Below are 17,617 nucleotides of genomic sequence, written 5' to 3'. Positions count from 1 at the left end.
AGCCTGACCGGGCCCGCTAGTTGAACGATCCGGTGATCGACGTTTCCGCGAGCCGGGAAAGTCCTTCACGGATGTGACGGGCCCACAGCCCGCCGATGCCCTCGACCGACTGCAGATCGGCGGCCGTAGCGGCCAGCAGCGACTGAAGAGTGCCGAAGGATCCGACCAACCGGTGGATCTGATGGAACTGCAATCGAGGCACCCTCATCAGCACGCGGTATCCGCGAGGGGTCATCGGAGTGTCGAGTGCTTCGATCGTGCCCGGATAACCGAGAACCCGCGCAAGTGTCGTGAGATCGAGGAGGTCGGCGTCGGTGACGCGATCGAGTGCAACGAGGACGTTGTCCATCGCCGCGGTGCCGATCGGTTCGGGACCGGCCAGGTAGTCCCGAACGATCAGTTGGCGTGCAATGTCGTTGTCGCCGACCAGTTCTTCGAGCTGCAATGCAAGCTGGCGACCGTCGGTGCCGAGCTCGAGGACGTCCTGCTCGATCTCGATCGACACACGGCGAACCATTTCGAGCCGCTGCACGACTGTCAACGCGTCGCGCAGGGTCACGAAATCCTCGATCTCGACGACCGACAGTTGCCGTGTCACTTCGTCGAGTCGCGCTTTGTATCGTTCGAGCGTGGCGACGGCCTGGTTGGCACGCGAAAGTATGGTGGCCGATCCGTCGATGACATGCCGGATACCGCCGACGTACACACTGACGATCGACATCGACTGGCTGACCGAGACCACGGGATAGCCGGTTTGAATTGCCGTGCGCTCGGCGGCGCGGTGCCTGGTACCGGATTCGACGGTGGGAATCTTGTGATCGGGAACGAGCTGGACGTTGGCACGCACGATGCGTGTGCCGTCGGTCGAGAGGACGACCGCGCCGTCCATCTTCGAGAGTTCACGCAAGCGAGTCGGGGCGAACTCCACGTCCAGATTGAATCCGCCGTCACACAGCGCTTCCATCTCCTCGTCGTATCCGAGGACGATCAGCGCGCCGGTACGACCGCGAAGTATGCGTTCGAGCCCGTCTCGCAGCGCGGTACCCGGCGCCAACCTGGCGATGGTCTCTCGCAATGCCGACGACGACTGTGTGTCCGCCATCGCACTGATCATTGAGAAACTCCCTGCTGAGGTCGATGTCACTTCGGTCGGGTCCGATGCCTGCGCCGGACTGATCCCCGTTTAGATTACCTATCCATGAGGAGGTCTCTGAACGCCTCCAGTCTGGCCTCCGCCGTTCGGCCCGTCGTGGCGCGGGCTTTCGTCCCGCCCCTCTAGCCAGTCCAGACCCACGCCGCAGCGCAGCGCCCACAGGCGCAGAGTCTGTTTGCCCGGAATGATTCGGTCGCCCGTCCACGTGCTGACGGTATTGATCGCAACTCCGAGGTAGTCGGCCATCTCTGCGCGGGACACTCCCGCGTGACGCATCGCCTTTGCCATGCGGTCCCCGAGAGACCACTCCGGGTTTCCATTGGTTTCCATCGGCTGCTCGCTCATGGAATGAGTATTGCATTCGCAATACAGACCGTGCAACACGTATTGCATCGCAATGGAATGACAAGCATGCGACTTAACGAAATCACACGCTTGCGACTCATTGCACAATATGCAATGCTCTTGCCATGCCACACGAAGACTCGATCGGTTCGACCGAGGCTTGCAGGTTGTTGGACGTCTCAAGAGCCACACTCACCCGCTGGGCAAAGTCCGGAGTGATCACGCCGGCCATGCAATTGCCCGGACGTAATGGCGCTCTGTTGTTCAAGCGGGATGACGTCGAGAAGCTCGCAGCCCAACGGGCCGTATCTGCCTGACCCCACGAAAATGCCCGCCCGGTGTCCTACCACCGGACGGGCTGATGACCTACCCCACGAAAGGAAAGAGTCATGTCGGAGTCTACGACAGAACCACTTACCGGACCGCCGAGATTCTTCCGGCCTGACCAGTCCACTGCGGCCGGCGACAGCACCCGCAAGTCCAACCCCGGGCTCACCGCACGACGCGCTCTCCACAAAGACTTGATGCACGCACTCGATCGAGTCGTCCGCCACGTGAACCGTCTCGGTCTCGAGGACGAAGAGAAGATGCTCGTCGAGTGGTCCATCACGTACCGCACCCTCGATCAGCGTCTCGCGGCCGCGACCGTCAAGTTCGAACAGCAGCTCGACCTCGAAGTGCCATTCCCGCGCAAGGTGTTCCGGGGTGGTGTCATCCCCGCGAGCGCCGCCATGTCGCCGGCCGCCAGGGAAATGCTCGACAGTATTAACCAGCCAGACTGGACGCCGACCGCCACGGGCGGGGCAGAAGGATGATCGGCCGGTTGCGCGCTGCGTGGGACGATTCTCGCCGCACCGCGAACCACCGACGCGGCACCAACCCGATGAGCCGCGCCGAATGGTTCGAGTTCGTCGATCGGTTAAACACAGAGGTCGTCGACAAGATCAATGCGTTACCGACTCGCGAGACAATCCGCAGGGCCGCCGATCAGATTCGTGCGGATCTCCGCGTCGCATCCGACAAGCCGGCCCGCGGATGTGAGTGTGTCTCAGTCGGTTTAGAGCGGCGCAGTTCCGGCCGCGAATTCGATGATGACCGGAGTGCTCGGACCGAAGAGAAGGACAACGTCGCAGAGATCTCCTCTGATGGTGTAACTAACCGAGGCCGGGTCCTCCGACTGGGCGATCCTGTGGATGCGGGTACTGATGTCCTTGGCGGTCTCGGCATTGACCTCGATCGTGCGGCCACCGATGTGGATCAGAGCCGTTGCCTCTGTGCTATCCGAAAGCTTGATGATTCCAGGCTCACTCATGATGGGGCTCCTTCGATTGATGGTGGTCGTCGAACTATAGGGAACGGGCAGGCGTCGGGTACCCCTTTCGCTCGCCCCGAGATCCTCGCGACCGGTCTCGACGAGGTGTTCTCGAAAGCCGCGCCGGAAGCCGACGCCTCGTTCCCCGTCGCGGATCTTGGCCGGTTCACCGCAGCGCAGAACGCAGATGCCGAGGAGTCCGCCGCCAAGTATCAGGAATTTCTCGCGCTCCGCCGCCCGCCCGCAGCCCCCGTGACCGACGCCACCGACCGTGGGGGTAACGCAGGTTGCTCGGCTCAGGTGGTGTTGGCCGGGCACGTCATCGACATGACGCTCACACAGAACGAGTACATGGGTGCTGTCACTATGACCGTGCACCTACCCGAGGAACCCATCTGGCGAACCATCGTGCATCCGTCACTCGGGAACGGTGATGGTCACCAGGTCCTCCCGACCCACGACCTCCCCGTTGACGAGGGTCTCGGCGGTCAGGGTGAGAGCGAGGGGTCGACGCCCGTCGGGACGCTTGAAGGTGCTGGTGGCCTCTTGGGGCATACCTCCGCCCATGCCTCCGCTACCTCCCGCGAGGAACGGGTATCGGGATCCGGCGTCGTCCACGAGTCCGAACATGGTGAAGGCGCCGCCGGGTGTGGGCATCGCGGTGCCGACGGCGGTGAGCGAGAAGAGGCTTACCGAGTCAGGCCACAGTGCCAGGGCAACGATGATGTGCCGGTCACGGTTGGGCCCGACGTAGAACTCGTGGGTATCGGGAACGAGAACGGCCTCGAGTTCGGGCGGGGCGGGGATGGACCATTCGGTCACAGTGCTTCTCCTTCGATTGATGGTGGTCATCGAACTGTAGGAGAGGGCGAGGTCGCGGGGGTTGAAACAGCAGCCCCCGTGACTGACGCCACTGACGTTTTCGCCGGTCCGGGATTGTTCCGGTTCGACGGAGCACAAGCCCACACGGCAGAGCCGTCAAAGTCGGTGGCCACCATCACCAGGCAGATCGCTGAAGTTCTCGAAGAGCTCCACAACCAAGGCAACTCGTGGCGGGAGATCGCCAGCAAGACCCGACGCATCTTCACCGCCCCGGCGTCTCCTTCCTGATCTCCGGTGGTGGTGGCCTTCCCCCTTGAGCCGCCATCGGCTGCCACCACCGCCGGGCACTACCTCCCTCACTTCTCCGAACCGCCGCTACGGGCGGTTCGCCATCTTCCCCCTTTCTTAAGGACAACCATGTGGATTTCAACTGACCCGCATCCGGATCTGGCGTGGTTCGACGCATCTGAGTCGAAGCCGATCGACACCGAGTCCGGATGGAAGCAGTACCTCGACTCCACCTCGACCGCGCACCGAATCGTCTTCGGCCTGAAGTTCTCTGGCGCCGTCGTCGCAACGTGGATGATCCTGCGCGCACTCACCTATCTCGATCAGGTCGGTGTCCTGTGACGTGGCTGGCGGTCAACGACAAGTTTCCCGACGCACCGCTGGAGCAGCAGATCGCCGAGACGAATCATGTCGTCGAGCAGCTCGCCCGCACTCACGTGCCGAACGACTTCGCGAAGATCCAGAAGTTCAATCGCGACGGTGAACCGATCACCCTCGAAGAGTGGGCCGGACTCCTCAGCGATCGTGACTACTCCACTGTCGGAAACGATTACGCCACCATCGACGGCGGACGAGTCCTCGTCACCACGCTGTGGATAGGGCACCGCTGGGCAGGCGGCGATCTCTTCACCACCCGACTGCTCCCGATGCGCGGCTGCAATGACGAGCACGGGCAGCAGCGCCCGGTGTGGGCGCAGTCGTACCCGACACTCGCAGCCGCTGCCGGCGGGCACGCGGAGATCCTCGACGGGCTGCGTGCGGGGCGGTGGCCGACGTGAACACCGACCCACACGGCCAGCCGATCCGGATCGACTTCGCAGCGATGGTGACCACCAGGCAACCCGGCACGCCGTCCCCGTCGACGCACACCGTCTACGTCGAATGTGTGGTCTGCGCGAGACGCAGTGAGTCACTGCCGGTCTCGCTGACGACGGGAGTCTGTGTCAGCTGCGAAGAGATCGCCCACAGGACGACCGAGAAATACACATCTCGTACAACCCGCATCGAGAAGGAGCACCCCTGATGGACAACGCCGAACCGATCGCAGCGCCAACGCTTCTCGCTGACTCCGACCGCGCTCTCGACGAGGACGACAAGCGCGCCCTGTCCCTCGCGCTCGGATACAACGTCGCTGTGCTGAGTCTTCCTCCGCTGCAAATCAACTCCGGCCACAGCACGATCCACGCCCACGGTTACGGCGAAGTTCGCACACTGTCGGCAGGGCCGCGGATCGTGTGGCAGTCGGAGAGTGAACTCGCCTCGATCACCGCCAACGAGAACGGTGAGATCACGGTTCACGTTGTGCCGTATCTCGATGCGAAGACAGCTCTCGATCTCGCTGGTGCACTTGCTGCGGTCGTCGCGCGTATCGCGGGCGGCGATCTGCCGAAGCCTCCGGGCCGGGAGGACTGATGGCAGCGACGTGCAACAAGAAGGGCTGCGACGCGAAGCTCCTGTTCGCCCGCTCGATGGCGACAGGTCGATCGATGCCACTGGATCTGTACCCGGACCCCGGGCGTGGCACTGTCCGGAAGCATTTCGTCACCGAGCACGGTGAGGAAGTTGTCTACGGCGAGGTGCTGCGCGGCACTGCCCTGGCCACCGCGCTCGCGAACTCTGAGCTGCTCTACGTGATGCACGCCGACACCTGCCTGGCGAACCGACCGCTCAATCCGATGCCCGCGCATCTGCGTTCCGCTTTCTCCCGCCCATCCACTCGACCGTCGAGGAGACGATTCCGATGACCACCAACACATCTGACACCGATACCGCAGCGCCCCGTTTCGAGCAGCTGACCCTGACGGCTGTGAAGCCGCACGCGAAGAATGTGCGCCGCAGCGTCGGTGGCCTCGTCGAGCTGACGGACTCGATCAAAGCGCAGGGCGTTCTGCAGCCGCTCGTCGTTGCACCGGGCAAGAAGGCCGGCACCTACACCCTGATCACCGGGCACCGCCGCGCCGCCGCAGCCAAGCGCGCAGGACTCAAGACGTTGCCGTGTGTGGTCCGCGACGATCTCGACACCGAAGCCAAGCAGATCGAGGCGATGCTCGTCGAGAATCTCCAGCGTTCGGACCTCGATCCGATCGAGGAAGGCGACGCGTATCAGTCCCTGCTGGACTTGAACATCCCGTACAAGGAGATCGCCGAGACCACCGGCCGCGCGCAGAAGACGGTCCGTGAGCGGGTGAAGGTCGCATCCGCATCGGAGCTGGTCCGCAACAAGGTCATCGACAAGCAGCTCTCACTCGAGGACGCCGTCGCACTCGAGGGATTCGCCGACGACAAGGAAGCGTACGAGCGGATCGCCAACTACATCGGCACGAGGAACTTCGAGTTCGTGCTCAAGCAGGAGAAGACCGAACGCGCATTCCGGAAGGAAGCAGCGAAGATCCGCGCCGAGCTGCTCGCCGAGGGCGTCACCGAGTACGACAAGGACGAGTGCCAGCGCATCGTCGACGAAGCGGCCGCGAGCGGTATCGCCCTCAAGTGGGTCGGTCCGACCGATGACCGTCCGGCGGATGCGAAGGCTGACGATCTCGCGTTCTACTTCTGGGCACACGGCTCCGCGTCGGCCATCTCGCGGATGCGGTGGATGCGCCTCGTCCCGGCCGACAGCCCGTCCGGCAACGTCACCAACCTCTCGGACAGGCGTCCCAGTGTCGACGACGAAGCGGACCGCATCGCCCGCGCCAAGCTGGAGGCAGACCTCGCCATCGCGCACACCGTCCGCCGCGAACACCTCAGCAAGGCAGTCACAGCGGGCGAGAAGGATCTCGCGCACTCCTGCCTCGTGCAGATGATCGCCGTCCGCTTCGACGAGGACCCCGACGATGTCGATCTCGTTGCGGCGATCCTCTCCGTCAAGCCGCCCGTGTGGGGCGGAGACGAGGACGACGACGACCGCCTCGCGAAAGTTCGCGAACGCGTCGAGCAGGCGATCGAGCGCCTCACGATCAACCAGCTCGCGATCCTGCTCCGTGTCGTCGAACGTGACCTCGCGGACATCAGCCTCAAACGCGCCAGTAGCTGGGCGTGGTCGGACTCGATCGCATGGTGCAACGAGCTGTCCGAGAAGTTCGGGTACGAGTGGACCGACGTCGAGGCCGCCCTCGTCGACGCCACCAAGCCCGGCAAGGCCTGACCGATGTCGAGCGCCATCATCGCGGACGACTGGTGGCACGGACTCCCGCCCGACCGCCGGGTCCAGATCTGGCAGTGGGTCGCTGGCAAGGAAGCCGAGCCGCATCAGGAAGTCGAAGGCCAGTTCGCTCTCCCGCTCCACCCTCACCGAAGGTGACACCAATGGTCCCAACAAGTTTCGAACCCCGCCCCGACACGTACGGCCCACGCATCAAGCACGTGCCGCTGCACTCCCACAGCGAAGGCGAGAACGCCGTACCCCTCGCGACAGCCGCCGGCCTCGACCTCGACCAGTGGCAGCGAGACACCCTCACCGCCTCGATGGTCACAGTCCTCGACACCTGGGCAGCGCCCCGCGTCGGGATCCTGTGCCCGGACCAGAACGAGCGCGAGCACATCACGCTCGCCCGCGAACTGTACGAGCTGCTGCTGTTCTCGAACCGCCGGATCGTCCACACCGCAGCTCATTTCACTGTCGCACGGGAAGCGTTGCACAAGCTCTCTCAGATCCTCATGGAGTCGAACTTTCTGCGTTCCGAAGTCAAGCACGTCTACACCGGTCACGACGCGCAGCGCATCGAGATGAAGAACGGCAGCGTCATCCACTTCGTCGACCGCACGACCGCGTCGATCAAGATTTCGAAGGCTGATCTCCTTGTACTCGATGACGCAGAGTTCCTGCCAGAGCGCACCTACCGCGCCGTCCTCCCGATGGTTGTGCACAGCGGCAATCCACAGGTGTGGATGCTCGGCAACGCGGTCGACAAACAGGTTCACGAGCACGGCCACGTCTTCACCAGGCTCCGCCGTTCGGCCCTAGCCGGACGTGACGCTGCGTTGTGCTGGATTGAGTATTCCGCCGACGACACCCGGCATCCCTTCAACGATCCCGACCGCTCACGACGAGGCCAGCTCGTCATCGACCCGAACGACCCTGAGCAGTGGGCACGCGCGAACCCAGGACGTATCCACATGGACCGCCTCCGCGTCGAGTTGCAAGCCGCACCGGAGCGGCAATTCCTCACGCGGAGACTCGGAATCGGTTTCTGGCCAGAAGAATTCGAGGCAGCAGAGTGAACATCGAGAAGCTGATCTGCGAGAAGGAAACCCGCGAAGCCCTCGCCGGAACCTACACCCCCGCCGGCATCCAACTCTGGCTCACCGTCGCCAACCCCCGCACCTACAACTTCACCCCACTCGACGCGATCCACGAAGGCTTCGGCGCCAAGGTCCTCGACCTCGCCAAGCGACTCGCAGCCGGGAGAAGTCAATGACCAGAACGCAACTCGCCGCACTATTCACCGCCTGCTGCCTCGCCGCGATCGGCACCAGCTTCGCAGTGTTCATCGCAATCGACGGACTGATTGGCCCTCTCGAAAAACTCGCCGCACGAAGGAGCACACGATGACCGCCAAGACGTTCCGTAAGAAGCCCGTCGAGATCCAGGCAGTGCAGTGGGACGGTACCGCCGAAGGCGCGACACCGATCATCAACTGGATCGACGAGAACGGTCACACCGCGAACTGGGATGAGCCCCACCACGAAATACTCGTCGAGATGCCAGACGGAACCCAGATGGGTTGCCCTGCATCGAATGGTGGGCTATTCATCAACACTCTCGAAGGGCGTCTGACGGCGTCGCCAGGCGACTGGATCATCCGCGGCGTGCAAGGCGAGTTCTACCCCTGCAAGCCCGACATCTTCGCGCAGACGTACGACGAGGTGTGACATGGCACTCGGACCAGAGAACGCACGAGCCAAGCACAACCAGAGCGCCGTCCGGGGCGGACAGATTCTCGACGGCCTGATCAGCTGTGAAGAGGGCTACATCCTCACAGCCGATCAGCTGAACGAACTCCGAGCCGCCTGGGAAGCAGTGAAGGGCTACCGGATCGACGGGTACGCCCGACCTCATGTCAACCGGCTCGTGAAGGTGGTCGGAAGCCTGCTCCCGGCAACCGAGCCAGCTGAGACCTACGAGTGTGAGTTCAGGTGCGAGGAGGGCATCGCTAGAGCAGGCGTTGGCGTGCGGTGTCCCGCATGCACCGCAGCTATGCGCGCCAAGGAGTCGGCCGAACCCGGCGAGGGTCCGAAAGCGCGTTGTCCGTCAGCGATCTCGGGATGGGGATGCTCACTGACGTGCGGTCACGCCGGCGATCACATTGCACACGACCAGGACGGCCCGACATACATCTGGCCTGCCTCATCGCCGGATGTCTCTTTCCTCGAAGATGCCGGACCACGATACTGCCCGGCATGCAAGCTGAACGTGCCAAATGCCCCGTACTGCACCAACTGTGGACGAGACACCCTCCCCGACTCCGGAGGATCGTGGCCCACGTGGAACGACGTTCCCGACGGAATATGGTTCACGCGCAATGGTCTCGGACCGATCGTCGCAAATCGCAAGCGCGGGGCACTGGTCGATTGCCGTCGCCGCGATGGCTCGACCTTAGTGATGCCCATCCCGGAGAGCTTCGCCGGGAACCCGAGCGGACCGTTCGTGCCGGTCGAGGTCGAGCTGTGAACGCCAACGAGCAGTCCCTGTTGGGCCGTATCGATGCGCTCGTCGACGAGCAGCTCGATGGCGGCGAACCGGAGACTGGGTTCGACTTCGACGATCCGGACTTCCCTGAGTGCCCGCACTGCAATGGTGATTGGCATGGTCTGGCGATCACCGAGCGGATCGAGCGGATGCGCCTGTACGGCGCGTTTGATGTGAAGTACAAGTACGCCGAGGATGATTCGCCTGTGCTGTGCCCGGGCTCGGATTTCATCGGGCCGTGGGCGACACCGAATCAGATCAAGATGATGCGACACCGGCGGTTTCTCGGGACAACCCCGAGGACGCCGCCATGGATTGAGTATCGGTCCACTCGAGACGCCGAATCCGCGATGGAGCCGTCCGGGGTGGCTCACGATCCTCGCGACCTCGTCACGCACGAGATGCCGGATCTCCTGCGGTATCTCATTGCTGCGCGCAGCGGCCGGGAAAGCCTGCTGCTCGAGATGCTGAGGAGAAATATCACGGCGCTCTACCCGGAAGGTATGTGGTCACTTCCGCCGGCGCCGGATGATCCGTTCGATCCGGAGGATTGGTCCGGTGTGCCGCCGATTCGGGTGGCGTGGCGCGATTCAGCGCCGGTGACCCATGAGTCTCGGCTCAACGTCGCAGGGTTCTGCGGCGTCCGGCCGGATCTGGTGTTCGTCGACGAGACGCACATACGCGTCAGCCTTCCGAGAGGCGTTGTGCTCGCAGAAATTCCGGAGGCGCCGAGTACTCCGCAGGAGCGGGCGTTGCCGCGTCCGAGTTCGACGCCGCCGATGTGGGCGGTCGATCCCACCCGTTCTCGTCGTAGGAGGAATCAGTGAGTGCTGCAAGCAAGTTCGTGTCTGTGCCGTTCGAGGTGACGGCTCTTCAGTTCTCCTCGACGGTGGCTGTGCAGGGTATCGCGCAGTGGTTGGGCGTTCCGATCGTCCGCCGGCATCGTCGCTCCGGTGCGGTGGCGACGTTGGAGTCGATCGGGTTCGAGGTCGAGGGACAGTCGTTCACGTTGTATCCGGGTGACTGGTTCGTGCGTGGCCCGAATGGCTGGTATCAGCTCGAAGCCGAGTCGTTCGCCGCTCGGTACCGGCCCGCGTGATGGTCGGCCGTCCGAGGGCTCGTGCGCCCCCTGCCGTGTTCGGCCCGTTCACTTCCAATCTCATTGCGACGACAGGATTCCTGTGTCTTGGTTTCAGACCGATGATCAGTTCCCCAACAACCGGAAGTCCCGGGAGTTGGCGGAGCGAGGGCTGGAGAGTCAGCTCGACGGCCTTGCGGCGCTGGGTATGTGGAATCTCGCTGGTGCGCAGTGTCAGGCGACGGGCACCGATGGTGTCGTCAAGCGCGCTGACGCGTTCCGGTTGGTCCTCAACCCGGAGTTCGTGGACCACTTGGCGGGGTTGTTGGTGGCTGTCCGTTTGTGGCATGCACCTGGCCATGACTGCTCGAGGTGCCCGCCGGTCGAGCCGGGTACGTGGTTGTTCCACGACTGGTTCGATTTGAAGTACGACCGTGCGGCCTCGAAGCGGGTTGCCGATCGCAAGAAGATGGAACTCAAGGACAAGGGCCTGATCAATCAGGTGTGGGCGAGGGATTGCATCGACCCGGCGGATCCTGGCACTGGCAAGTGCCGCTACTGCGGCAAGATCGTCAAACGCAAGGACACCCGCTCCATGGACGGTGCTCGTCCGTGGCTCGACCACGTCGACCCCACCAGAGCCGATGGCGCACGCAACGTCGTCCTCTCGTGCAGTGGGTGCAATCAGAGGAAGGGCAATCGGACGCCCGCAGAGGCCGGCCTCGTGCTGCTGCCACCGCCGCGTCCGGTCGTGGACACCGTTTCGTCCGTCTCGCCGCAGCGCGCCGCCGCTGGGAACGTCTCGCCGGGTAATGCCGCCGCAGGGACCTTCTCGCCGTCGCCGAGCGTCGCAGGGACGGCCGAAACAGTGCCAGCCCACCCAGGAACCCCCGCAACGGTGTCGCAGCCGTCAGCGACCGCAGGGCAGCCCCACACGGGCAGCTCGCCGCTGACACGCTCCGCAGGCACCACCGCCGAGGTGACCGACCACTCTGAGACCACCGACCGACCACGGGAACGACCACACGAAAACCACGGTAAACAAGCTGTCCCCGTGCGTGCGACGCGCACGCACACGGGCCTGGCAGGGTCAGGGCAGGGTAAGGGTTTGGGTAGGGGTGTGGGGAAGGGTTCCGGTACAGGGTCACCCGCCGATACCCACCCAGGTGAGATCCCTCGTAAACGACGTCGACGCAGAGGCCGTGGTCAATCCACCTCGCTACCGCAACCTGTGAATCCATCAGTCTCAGAGATCACCACTGACAGAGATCCCAACCTCGACGCAGGCGAAGCACCAGAGGTATTCGTGCACGCACAGTTCGGATCACCGTGGAAGAACTGGGTCGGACCGCCGTCCACCGTCGACGAGACCACCTGCCCGATCCACCACATCGAAGACCCCTGCCACAAATGCCTCGACGAGGAAGGCCAGAACCGATGACCACCACCGAGCAGCTCGACGAAACCTCGATCGACAAACTCGACCAGCTCGCACTCCACCTCGTCGGCATCGTGCACGGCGACGGCGAACAGCGCGAGGTCACCACCCTCACCCGATCACTGACCCGAGAGCAGCTCATCGGACTGGCGATCTCCTGCGCCGCGATGGTCGACCCCGGCAAGTCCGTCGACCAACTCCTCGAATGGCTCGACCCCGCCGCGAACCACTACATCGACGGCAACCGCTACACCGACTCCCAGATCCGCGACGCCCACGCAGCATTCGCTGGCGGCGACCGCAGGGACAAGATCGTACGAATCGAGAAGGCGTACCAGAAGCTAATCCGCTCGTCAGCGATGAGGGCACGCCGATGATCAACCCCGATCACCTCTGCCGAGCGGAGCACCAGTGCCGCGGCCGTCGTCGAGACGTCGAGTCCGGAGACTGGCTGCCAGCGCTCACCCTCACCCCGAACACCCTGTGCCACTCGTGCGTCCTGTGGGTCGAAGGTGCTGTCGCGCAACTCGGCACCGAACACGATGCACTGCAAGCACTGTTCCTCGACCCGTCCGCACGCCCCGGCGGAGGAGTCAAGGCAGCGTCACCGGCGCCGGCCGTCCCGATCAACGTCTACACCGACGCCCTCGCCCAAGACATCCGCGAGACCGTCCATCGATGCGCAGAGCTGATCTGCGAAGCCATCCGACGCGACACACCGGAGTCGGTGTACTTCGGATCCCACTACTCGATCGTCGCCGACAACGTCGACGTCCTGCTCGCCATCCCCTCGCACGAGACGACCGAATGGAACCGCGCAGGCGACGACTGGATCTACGTCGTCCACGACGGACCGACGCTCGCCCTCAAGCTCGTCGACCTGCACCGCCGAGCACGCGCCACCATCGGCCAGGAACGCGGCCGCGACCGCATGCCCCTGCCCTGCCCTCGCTGCGAGGAACACCAACTCGGACGATGGCACGGCTCCGTCACCGTCGACTGCCTCGCCTGCGGAAGTCGTTGGGCCGAATCCGACTACAAACAAATGACTCTCGTACTCGCCGCCACACCAGGGCTCGCACCACCGCCACGCATCCGGCACCTCGCCTCCAACTACGGAAGGACCAACCGCATGACCGACATCCTCGAATTCCTCCGCGCCCGCCTCGACGACGAGGAGGCGATCGCTAATGCTGCGCGTCCAGGGCCGTGGCAGTTTGTCGAAGATGCGATCAACGGCCCGAGAATCGGGGACGAGGAGGCACTCATGATTCCTGAGGACCATCTCGCTCCTTGCAACGACAGCATTCCGCCGGAAGATTCCCGCCATATCGCTCACCATGACCCGGCACGAGTACTCCGAGACGTCGCCGCCAAACGAGCAACCCTCGACACACTCTTCGCCGCTGATCTTCGGCCCACCCAATGGTCGATCTTCGCCAAGGTGATCGAGCCGATGGCAGCTGTGTACTCCGATCACCCTGACTACCAAAAGGAATGGACACTATGAGCGCCATCATCACAGCCGAGGACTTCGGCCTGCCACGGCACGGCATCCACCTCTTCGAGCATGAGGACGATTGGGGTTGGACCGCGTACGGCCACCACGAGGCTCGCCGTCTAATCGCAGCGATCAGCCATCAGGTACGCGAGTACGGCGTGGCCGAGGAACTGAGGGAGTTCCTCGTCGGCACGGCGCTCACGGACCACATCATCGAGGCGTGGGCTTACCGATTTCGTGCCACCGACGAAGGGTTCGAATTCGAGTTCTGCGAAGCCGGCACGCCGTGGGCCGTTCCTGTCACGGTGGTGTCGCCATGAGCGAGCAGTTGAAGCGCGACATGATCGCGGCGCTGAGCCGCCGGTTTGAAAACGGACGGCACCTGCACCACAAGGACTGCATTCACAACCTGCCGCCCGAGGAGCAGATTGCGTTACGTGGCAGGACAGTTGAGTGGTGGATGACGGTCGTGGGATCAATGCCCGAGCAGATCACGCCAGACCAATGGGAAATGGAGACACCATTGGAAGACGAGCGTGACGGGAGTGTGAGCGATGGCGACTGATCTGCGGGCGATCATGGCTCGCGGCGAACAAGTGTCGAAGATGCTTCGTGATCCGGACTTGACTGGTGATGCGTTGTTGTTCGCGTTGGCGACGGTGGAGTTCATCAAATGCATGGAACCGAAGACGCGCCGAGGATGGAAGAAGGAGCAGGACTGGATGCGCGAGGTCAGCATCATGGCGTTCGGGGAGTCGAAGAAGGACTACCGCGTCAAGCGCGTGATCCGTGAGGACATTCCTCGCTACGAGGCATCTGGCACGGCGTGTGTGGGTTGTGTGGCTCCGATGATTCGCCGAGAGGGATTGTGCGGCAAGAAGCCCTACAGCTCGTGGATCGACCGGGATCCGCTCACAGGTGAGGCGCGGTGGGTTGGTTACTGCACACGGCATTACGGCCACGACAAGGACATGGAGCACCGCCGGCGGTTGGAGCAGTGGCGGGCGAACGGTGAGCCGAGCCCGCCGCCCAATCGTGGAGGTGTGCTGGCTCGCTACATCTCGACGGACTGGCCGCACATGTACGAGTGGGCTGCCCCGTACCTGACACCGCTGGAGGGTGGCAAGGAAGCCACGCCACCTCGTCCGGTGTTCGAGTTGATTCGAGGAGGGTGAGATGGGTGTGTGGCCGAACCCGGCTGACAGTCCTGTTGATGTGGCTCGTCGTGTGGCGCAGTCGTATCGGATGGCGTTGGAGTCGGTGAGTCCGGAGCTGTGCGCTCGTATCGACGGGCAGGCGGTGGAGGTCGGGCAGGGTTGGGTGGTGCCGAATGCTGTGCCGCTCAACACAGATGAGCTGATGAGTGCCAAGGATCTGGAGGCGGTGTTGTTCGTGCCCGCCTCGACGCTGCGCACGTGGGCGCATCGTGGCCTGCTCTCGAAGTACACCGCCGAGGACGGGAGCCCGGTGTATCTGGTGTCCGAGGTGTTGGCCCATCGCGCACGGACTCGACGAGCGCGCAAGGAACGCGGTCCCGACACGAGTTGACCTGCGCTTGCGTTGCTCTCGTGTTTCAGGGACACTGGAGACCACTGGCCGACGTGACTTCACAGCACGTCGGCCTTCGTCGTATCCAGGGTCTGGAGGTCGTCATGGCCCACACACCACGGAGCAAGGGACGCACCGGCCGGCCTTACCGCCGAGCAGTCGAACGAGTGAAGCGCCGTAGCCAGGTCTGCTGGCTGTGCAACGAGGCGATCGACATGTCGCTCAAGTGGCCGGACCCGATGAGCTTCAGTGCGGACCATGTGGAGTCCGTGAAGTCGCTGCCTCCGAACGATCCCAAGCTCACTGACCCGAAGAACCTTATGCCAGCACATCTTTCGTGCAACTCGCGGCGAGGTGACGGCAGCCGCGAGGCGCCGCGCCAGCTGCGGTGGTCGCGGCAGTGGCTCGTCTGACGCTCTGACCTGCACCCCTGGGGGGTACCCCCGGGGCCGGCAAGGCGGGGGACCGCACAGCGCCAGCGCCCTTTCTCTCCCCAGGGATGGTGAAAAATGCCAGGTCAGGACGCCGAAACCGCCGATGTGGCAGCGGTCACAATTCCGCCGGAAATGCCGAAAGGCCTGCTCAAACGTGGTCGCGGCTTGTGGGACGAGAAGGCGCAGATCTTGGCCGGCCATCCGCTCGGGTTGATCGTGCTCGCGGAGCTGTGCCGCACCGTCGATCGGTGTGAACGCCTCGACGCGCAGCTGCGCGGCCGCGACAAGGAATGGATGAGCATCGATCTCGATCCTTTCTTCCGCGAGCACCGGCTGTCCGACGGCGTCACCGTCGTCGACGTCACCGCCAAGGTCGTGATGAACGCGCCGCTACGTGAGGCACGCCAGCAGCAGACAGTTCTCAAGCAACTCGCGGCGCAGGTCGACGCGTTTGAGCGCGCAGCTGTCGATGCCGGTGCCGGACGGGCAAGTTCACCGGCCGAGACACCGGGCGTTCCCTCGATCATGGACAAGATCCGTGCTCGAAACGCCTGACGTCGGCGGTGCGGTGGCCGAGAAACCACCGCTGAATGGCTCGCAGAAGCCGCGGCTGTCGAACTACCCGACGTTCTTCACCACGCTCGGCGACGATGCGATCGATCTGTACGAGGCGACCGGGTTCGAATTGCTGGAGTGGGAGAAGGATGCTTGCCGGCACCTGATGGGCGAGGAGAAGAACTTTCGGTGGAGTTCTCCGCGTTCGCTGATCATCGCGCCGCGCCAGAACGGCAAGAACGTCATCGTCGAGGTTCGCGAGTTGGCGGGGTTGTACCTGCTCGGTGAGCGCAAGATCCTGCACACCGCGCACGAATTCAAGACGGCCAAGGACGCGTTCGTCGACCTGTCCGCTCGCATCGCGAAAATCGAAGAGCTCGAGGACATGTGCCTGCTTCCGCATCGCACCTCGAACGAGGAGGTCTCGATTCGGCTCAAGCCGCATCGCGGGGAGCGGGATCCGCGCTACATCCGGTATCTCGCCCGCACTGCGGACGCGGCGCGCGGGTTCAAGAAGGTGGATCTGTTCGTCGGGGACGAGGCGTATGCGATCACCCACGAACAGGTCGCGGCGTTCCGGCCCACGCAGTCGGCGGCGCCGAACCGTCAGTTCATCCTGCTGTCGAGTGCGGGCACGGGTAACAGCGAGTTCCTCGCTCAGCAACGCAACGCCGGTATCGAGCACACGTCGAGCGGGTTGCTGTTCCTCGAGTGGTCGGCGGACCCGGAAGCTGACCTGGATGACCACGACGCGTGGGCGATTGCGAACCCGTCGTACCCGATCCACAAGACGCACGAGTTCATGCTCGAAGAGCGCGAGCTACAGGGCGAGATCCAGTTCGCGCGCGAGCATCTGGGCATCTGGGACGACCCGCGTGTGAACGCGGTGATCACCCCGGCGATGTGGGAGGCGTGCAAGGACGAGTCCTCGCAGGTTCTCGACCCGGTTGCGATCGCGGTCGATGTCACTCCGGATCAAGCGTTCTCGTCGATTTCGATCGCCGGCCGCCGCGAAGACGGATTGCCGTATGTCGAACTCGTATTTCACGAGCGCGGCATGCACTGGGTGGTCGAGACGGCGGCGCGGCTCAGCCTCGAGCACGACGCTCTCGGGGTGGTCCTCGACGGCGGCGGCCAGGCGGGCGCGTTGATCGCGGGTTTCCGCGAGATCGGGTTCGAGGTCGAGGTGACCGGCGCGCGGGACATGGCGCAGGGCGCCGGTGCGTTCTACGCCGAGGTCGAAGAAGAACGTATGCGGCACAACGGCGAACCGGATCTGGTGTCGGCGGTCGCGGCGTCGCGTAAGCGTCCGGTCGGCGACGCGTGGGCGTGGGACCGGCGGGACACGTCGGCAGATATCAGTCCGCTGGTCGCGTGCACGTTGGCGTGGCACGGATACACGAGGTTGATCACCGCGGACAGCTCCAAGCGGGTACGCAGTGGGAAGGTGTGGTGAT

At 63.9% G+C, this 17,617-nt stretch carries 31 protein-coding genes; 27 read left to right on the top strand and 4 right to left on the bottom strand.

Going from position 1 to position 17,617, the window contains the following annotated elements; translation table 11 throughout:
• Positions 1-16: 16 nt before the first annotated feature.
• Together disA and G8767_RS17270 are read right to left on the bottom strand one after the other, a co-directional pair.
• Complete coding sequence (disA, locus tag G8767_RS17275) at positions 17-1,102, bottom strand: DNA integrity scanning diadenylate cyclase DisA (protein ID WP_024487741.1); 1,086 nt, start codon at positions 1,100-1,102, stop codon at positions 17-19.
• A gap of 90 nt (positions 1,103-1,192) precedes the next feature.
• Positions 1,193-1,498: a helix-turn-helix domain-containing protein gene (locus G8767_RS17270; protein WP_166810818.1), complete on the bottom strand. Its 306-nt coding sequence runs from the start codon at positions 1,496-1,498 to the stop codon at positions 1,193-1,195.
• A gap of 125 nt (positions 1,499-1,623) precedes the next feature.
• Between G8767_RS17270 and G8767_RS17265 the strand changes: the two genes are divergently transcribed.
• A complete protein-coding gene (locus G8767_RS17265) occupies positions 1,624-1,815 on the top strand; it encodes a helix-turn-helix domain-containing protein (protein ID WP_134931723.1) in 192 nt (63 codons plus the stop codon).
• A 72-nt stretch (positions 1,816-1,887) separates the two neighbouring features.
• Positions 1,888-2,313 (top strand): hypothetical protein, encoded by a 426-nt coding sequence (locus G8767_RS17260; RefSeq protein WP_166810817.1) that lies wholly within the window; start codon positions 1,888-1,890, stop codon positions 2,311-2,313.
• 242 nt (positions 2,314-2,555) lie between these two features.
• On the opposite strand, the gene G8767_RS17255 is transcribed toward G8767_RS17260, so the two are convergent.
• Positions 2,556-2,810 (bottom strand): hypothetical protein, encoded by a 255-nt coding sequence (locus G8767_RS17255; RefSeq protein WP_166810816.1) that lies wholly within the window; start codon positions 2,808-2,810, stop codon positions 2,556-2,558.
• A 417-nt stretch (positions 2,811-3,227) separates the two neighbouring features.
• The gene (locus G8767_RS17250; RefSeq protein WP_166810815.1) at positions 3,228-3,632 is read right to left on the bottom strand and encodes a hypothetical protein; all 405 of its coding nucleotides are present in this window, start codon (positions 3,630-3,632) and stop codon (positions 3,228-3,230) included.
• 78 nt (positions 3,633-3,710) lie between these two features.
• On the opposite strand from G8767_RS17250, the gene G8767_RS17245 reads away from it, so the two are divergent.
• From G8767_RS17245 to G8767_RS17125, 25 genes are all read left to right on the top strand, one after another.
• Positions 3,711-3,920, top strand: coding sequence for a hypothetical protein (locus G8767_RS17245; protein ID WP_166810814.1), 210 nt, complete (start codon positions 3,711-3,713; stop codon positions 3,918-3,920).
• 129 nt (positions 3,921-4,049) lie between these two features.
• Positions 4,050-4,262 carry a hypothetical protein gene (locus G8767_RS17240; protein ID WP_166810813.1) on the top strand — a complete coding sequence of 71 codons (213 nt, stop codon included), beginning with the start codon at positions 4,050-4,052 and terminating at the stop codon, positions 4,260-4,262.
• Complete coding sequence (locus G8767_RS17235; protein ID WP_166810812.1) at positions 4,259-4,699, top strand: hypothetical protein; 441 nt, start codon at positions 4,259-4,261, stop codon at positions 4,697-4,699. The genes G8767_RS17240 and G8767_RS17235 overlap by 4 nt, the downstream gene beginning before the upstream one ends.
• Entirely contained in the window at positions 4,696-4,944 is a 249-nt protein-coding gene (locus G8767_RS17230) for a hypothetical protein (RefSeq protein WP_166810811.1), read from the top strand. The genes G8767_RS17235 and G8767_RS17230 overlap by 4 nt, the downstream gene beginning before the upstream one ends.
• Complete coding sequence (locus G8767_RS17225; RefSeq protein WP_166810810.1) at positions 4,944-5,333, top strand: hypothetical protein; 390 nt, start codon at positions 4,944-4,946, stop codon at positions 5,331-5,333. The genes G8767_RS17230 and G8767_RS17225 overlap by 1 nt, the downstream gene beginning before the upstream one ends.
• On the top strand, positions 5,333-5,665 hold the full coding sequence (locus G8767_RS17220; RefSeq protein ID WP_042923647.1) for a hypothetical protein: 333 nt from the start codon (positions 5,333-5,335) through the stop codon (positions 5,663-5,665). The genes G8767_RS17225 and G8767_RS17220 overlap by 1 nt, the downstream gene beginning before the upstream one ends.
• Entirely contained in the window at positions 5,662-7,062 is a 1,401-nt protein-coding gene (locus tag G8767_RS17215; RefSeq protein WP_166810809.1) for a ParB/RepB/Spo0J family partition protein, read from the top strand. The genes G8767_RS17220 and G8767_RS17215 overlap by 4 nt, the downstream gene beginning before the upstream one ends.
• Before the next feature lie 3 nt (positions 7,063-7,065).
• Positions 7,066-7,218 (top strand): hypothetical protein, encoded by a 153-nt coding sequence (locus G8767_RS17210; protein WP_166810808.1) that lies wholly within the window; start codon positions 7,066-7,068, stop codon positions 7,216-7,218.
• A gap of 5 nt (positions 7,219-7,223) precedes the next feature.
• Complete coding sequence (locus tag G8767_RS17205) at positions 7,224-8,138, top strand: hypothetical protein (RefSeq protein ID WP_166810807.1); 915 nt, start codon at positions 7,224-7,226, stop codon at positions 8,136-8,138.
• Positions 8,135-8,335 (top strand): hypothetical protein, encoded by a 201-nt coding sequence (locus G8767_RS17200; protein WP_166810806.1) that lies wholly within the window; start codon positions 8,135-8,137, stop codon positions 8,333-8,335. Before G8767_RS17205 ends, G8767_RS17200 begins: the two co-directional genes overlap by 4 nt.
• On the top strand, positions 8,332-8,469 hold the full coding sequence (locus tag G8767_RS17195; RefSeq protein WP_166810805.1) for a hypothetical protein: 138 nt from the start codon (positions 8,332-8,334) through the stop codon (positions 8,467-8,469). Before G8767_RS17200 ends, G8767_RS17195 begins: the two co-directional genes overlap by 4 nt.
• Positions 8,466-8,789 (top strand): hypothetical protein, encoded by a 324-nt coding sequence (locus G8767_RS17190; protein ID WP_166810804.1) that lies wholly within the window; start codon positions 8,466-8,468, stop codon positions 8,787-8,789. The genes G8767_RS17195 and G8767_RS17190 overlap by 4 nt, the downstream gene beginning before the upstream one ends.
• 1 nt (position 8,790) lies before the next feature.
• Positions 8,791-9,588 carry a hypothetical protein gene (locus G8767_RS17185; RefSeq protein ID WP_166810803.1) on the top strand — a complete coding sequence of 266 codons (798 nt, stop codon included), beginning with the start codon at positions 8,791-8,793 and terminating at the stop codon, positions 9,586-9,588.
• Positions 9,585-10,433 carry a hypothetical protein gene (locus tag G8767_RS17180; RefSeq protein ID WP_166810802.1) on the top strand — a complete coding sequence of 283 codons (849 nt, stop codon included), beginning with the start codon at positions 9,585-9,587 and terminating at the stop codon, positions 10,431-10,433. Before G8767_RS17185 ends, G8767_RS17180 begins: the two co-directional genes overlap by 4 nt.
• Positions 10,430-10,705 carry a hypothetical protein gene (locus G8767_RS17175; RefSeq protein ID WP_166810801.1) on the top strand — a complete coding sequence of 92 codons (276 nt, stop codon included), beginning with the start codon at positions 10,430-10,432 and terminating at the stop codon, positions 10,703-10,705. Before G8767_RS17180 ends, G8767_RS17175 begins: the two co-directional genes overlap by 4 nt.
• 82 nt (positions 10,706-10,787) lie before the next feature.
• Positions 10,788-12,125, top strand: a complete 1,338-nt coding sequence (locus G8767_RS17170; RefSeq protein WP_166810800.1) for an HNH endonuclease domain-containing protein — start codon at positions 10,788-10,790, stop codon at positions 12,123-12,125.
• Positions 12,122-12,499 (top strand): hypothetical protein, encoded by a 378-nt coding sequence (locus G8767_RS17165; RefSeq protein ID WP_166810799.1) that lies wholly within the window; start codon positions 12,122-12,124, stop codon positions 12,497-12,499. Before G8767_RS17170 ends, G8767_RS17165 begins: the two co-directional genes overlap by 4 nt.
• Positions 12,496-13,632: a DUF6221 family protein gene (locus G8767_RS17160; protein ID WP_166810798.1), complete on the top strand. Its 1,137-nt coding sequence runs from the start codon at positions 12,496-12,498 to the stop codon at positions 13,630-13,632. Before G8767_RS17165 ends, G8767_RS17160 begins: the two co-directional genes overlap by 4 nt.
• Positions 13,629-13,943, top strand: a complete 315-nt coding sequence (locus tag G8767_RS17155) for a hypothetical protein (RefSeq protein WP_166810797.1) — start codon at positions 13,629-13,631, stop codon at positions 13,941-13,943. Before G8767_RS17160 ends, G8767_RS17155 begins: the two co-directional genes overlap by 4 nt.
• Positions 13,940-14,188 (top strand): hypothetical protein, encoded by a 249-nt coding sequence (locus tag G8767_RS17150; protein ID WP_166810796.1) that lies wholly within the window; start codon positions 13,940-13,942, stop codon positions 14,186-14,188. The genes G8767_RS17155 and G8767_RS17150 overlap by 4 nt, the downstream gene beginning before the upstream one ends.
• Positions 14,178-14,798, top strand: coding sequence for a hypothetical protein (locus tag G8767_RS17145; RefSeq protein WP_166810795.1), 621 nt, complete (start codon positions 14,178-14,180; stop codon positions 14,796-14,798). The genes G8767_RS17150 and G8767_RS17145 overlap by 11 nt, the downstream gene beginning before the upstream one ends.
• A 1-nt stretch (position 14,799) precedes the next feature.
• Positions 14,800-15,171, top strand: coding sequence for a hypothetical protein (locus G8767_RS17140; RefSeq protein WP_166810794.1), 372 nt, complete (start codon positions 14,800-14,802; stop codon positions 15,169-15,171).
• A 53-nt stretch (positions 15,172-15,224) separates the two neighbouring features.
• Positions 15,225-15,584 (top strand): HNH endonuclease, encoded by a 360-nt coding sequence (locus tag G8767_RS17135; protein WP_346842999.1) that lies wholly within the window; start codon positions 15,225-15,227, stop codon positions 15,582-15,584.
• A 96-nt stretch (positions 15,585-15,680) separates the two neighbouring features.
• The gene (locus G8767_RS17130; protein ID WP_042923687.1) at positions 15,681-16,160 is read left to right on the top strand and encodes a hypothetical protein; all 480 of its coding nucleotides are present in this window, start codon (positions 15,681-15,683) and stop codon (positions 16,158-16,160) included.
• On the top strand, positions 16,144-17,616 hold the full coding sequence (locus G8767_RS17125; RefSeq protein ID WP_166810793.1) for a hypothetical protein: 1,473 nt from the start codon (positions 16,144-16,146) through the stop codon (positions 17,614-17,616). The genes G8767_RS17130 and G8767_RS17125 overlap by 17 nt, the downstream gene beginning before the upstream one ends.
• Position 17,617: the final 1 nt, after the last annotated feature.

It is taken from the genome of Rhodococcus sp. IC4_135 (assembly GCF_011602025.1).
Lineage (GTDB): Bacteria > Actinomycetota > Actinomycetes > Mycobacteriales > Mycobacteriaceae > Rhodococcus_F > Rhodococcus_F baikonurensis.
Note: the sequence above shows the minus strand (reverse complement) of the source record. Positions and strands in the feature narration are given on the sequence as shown.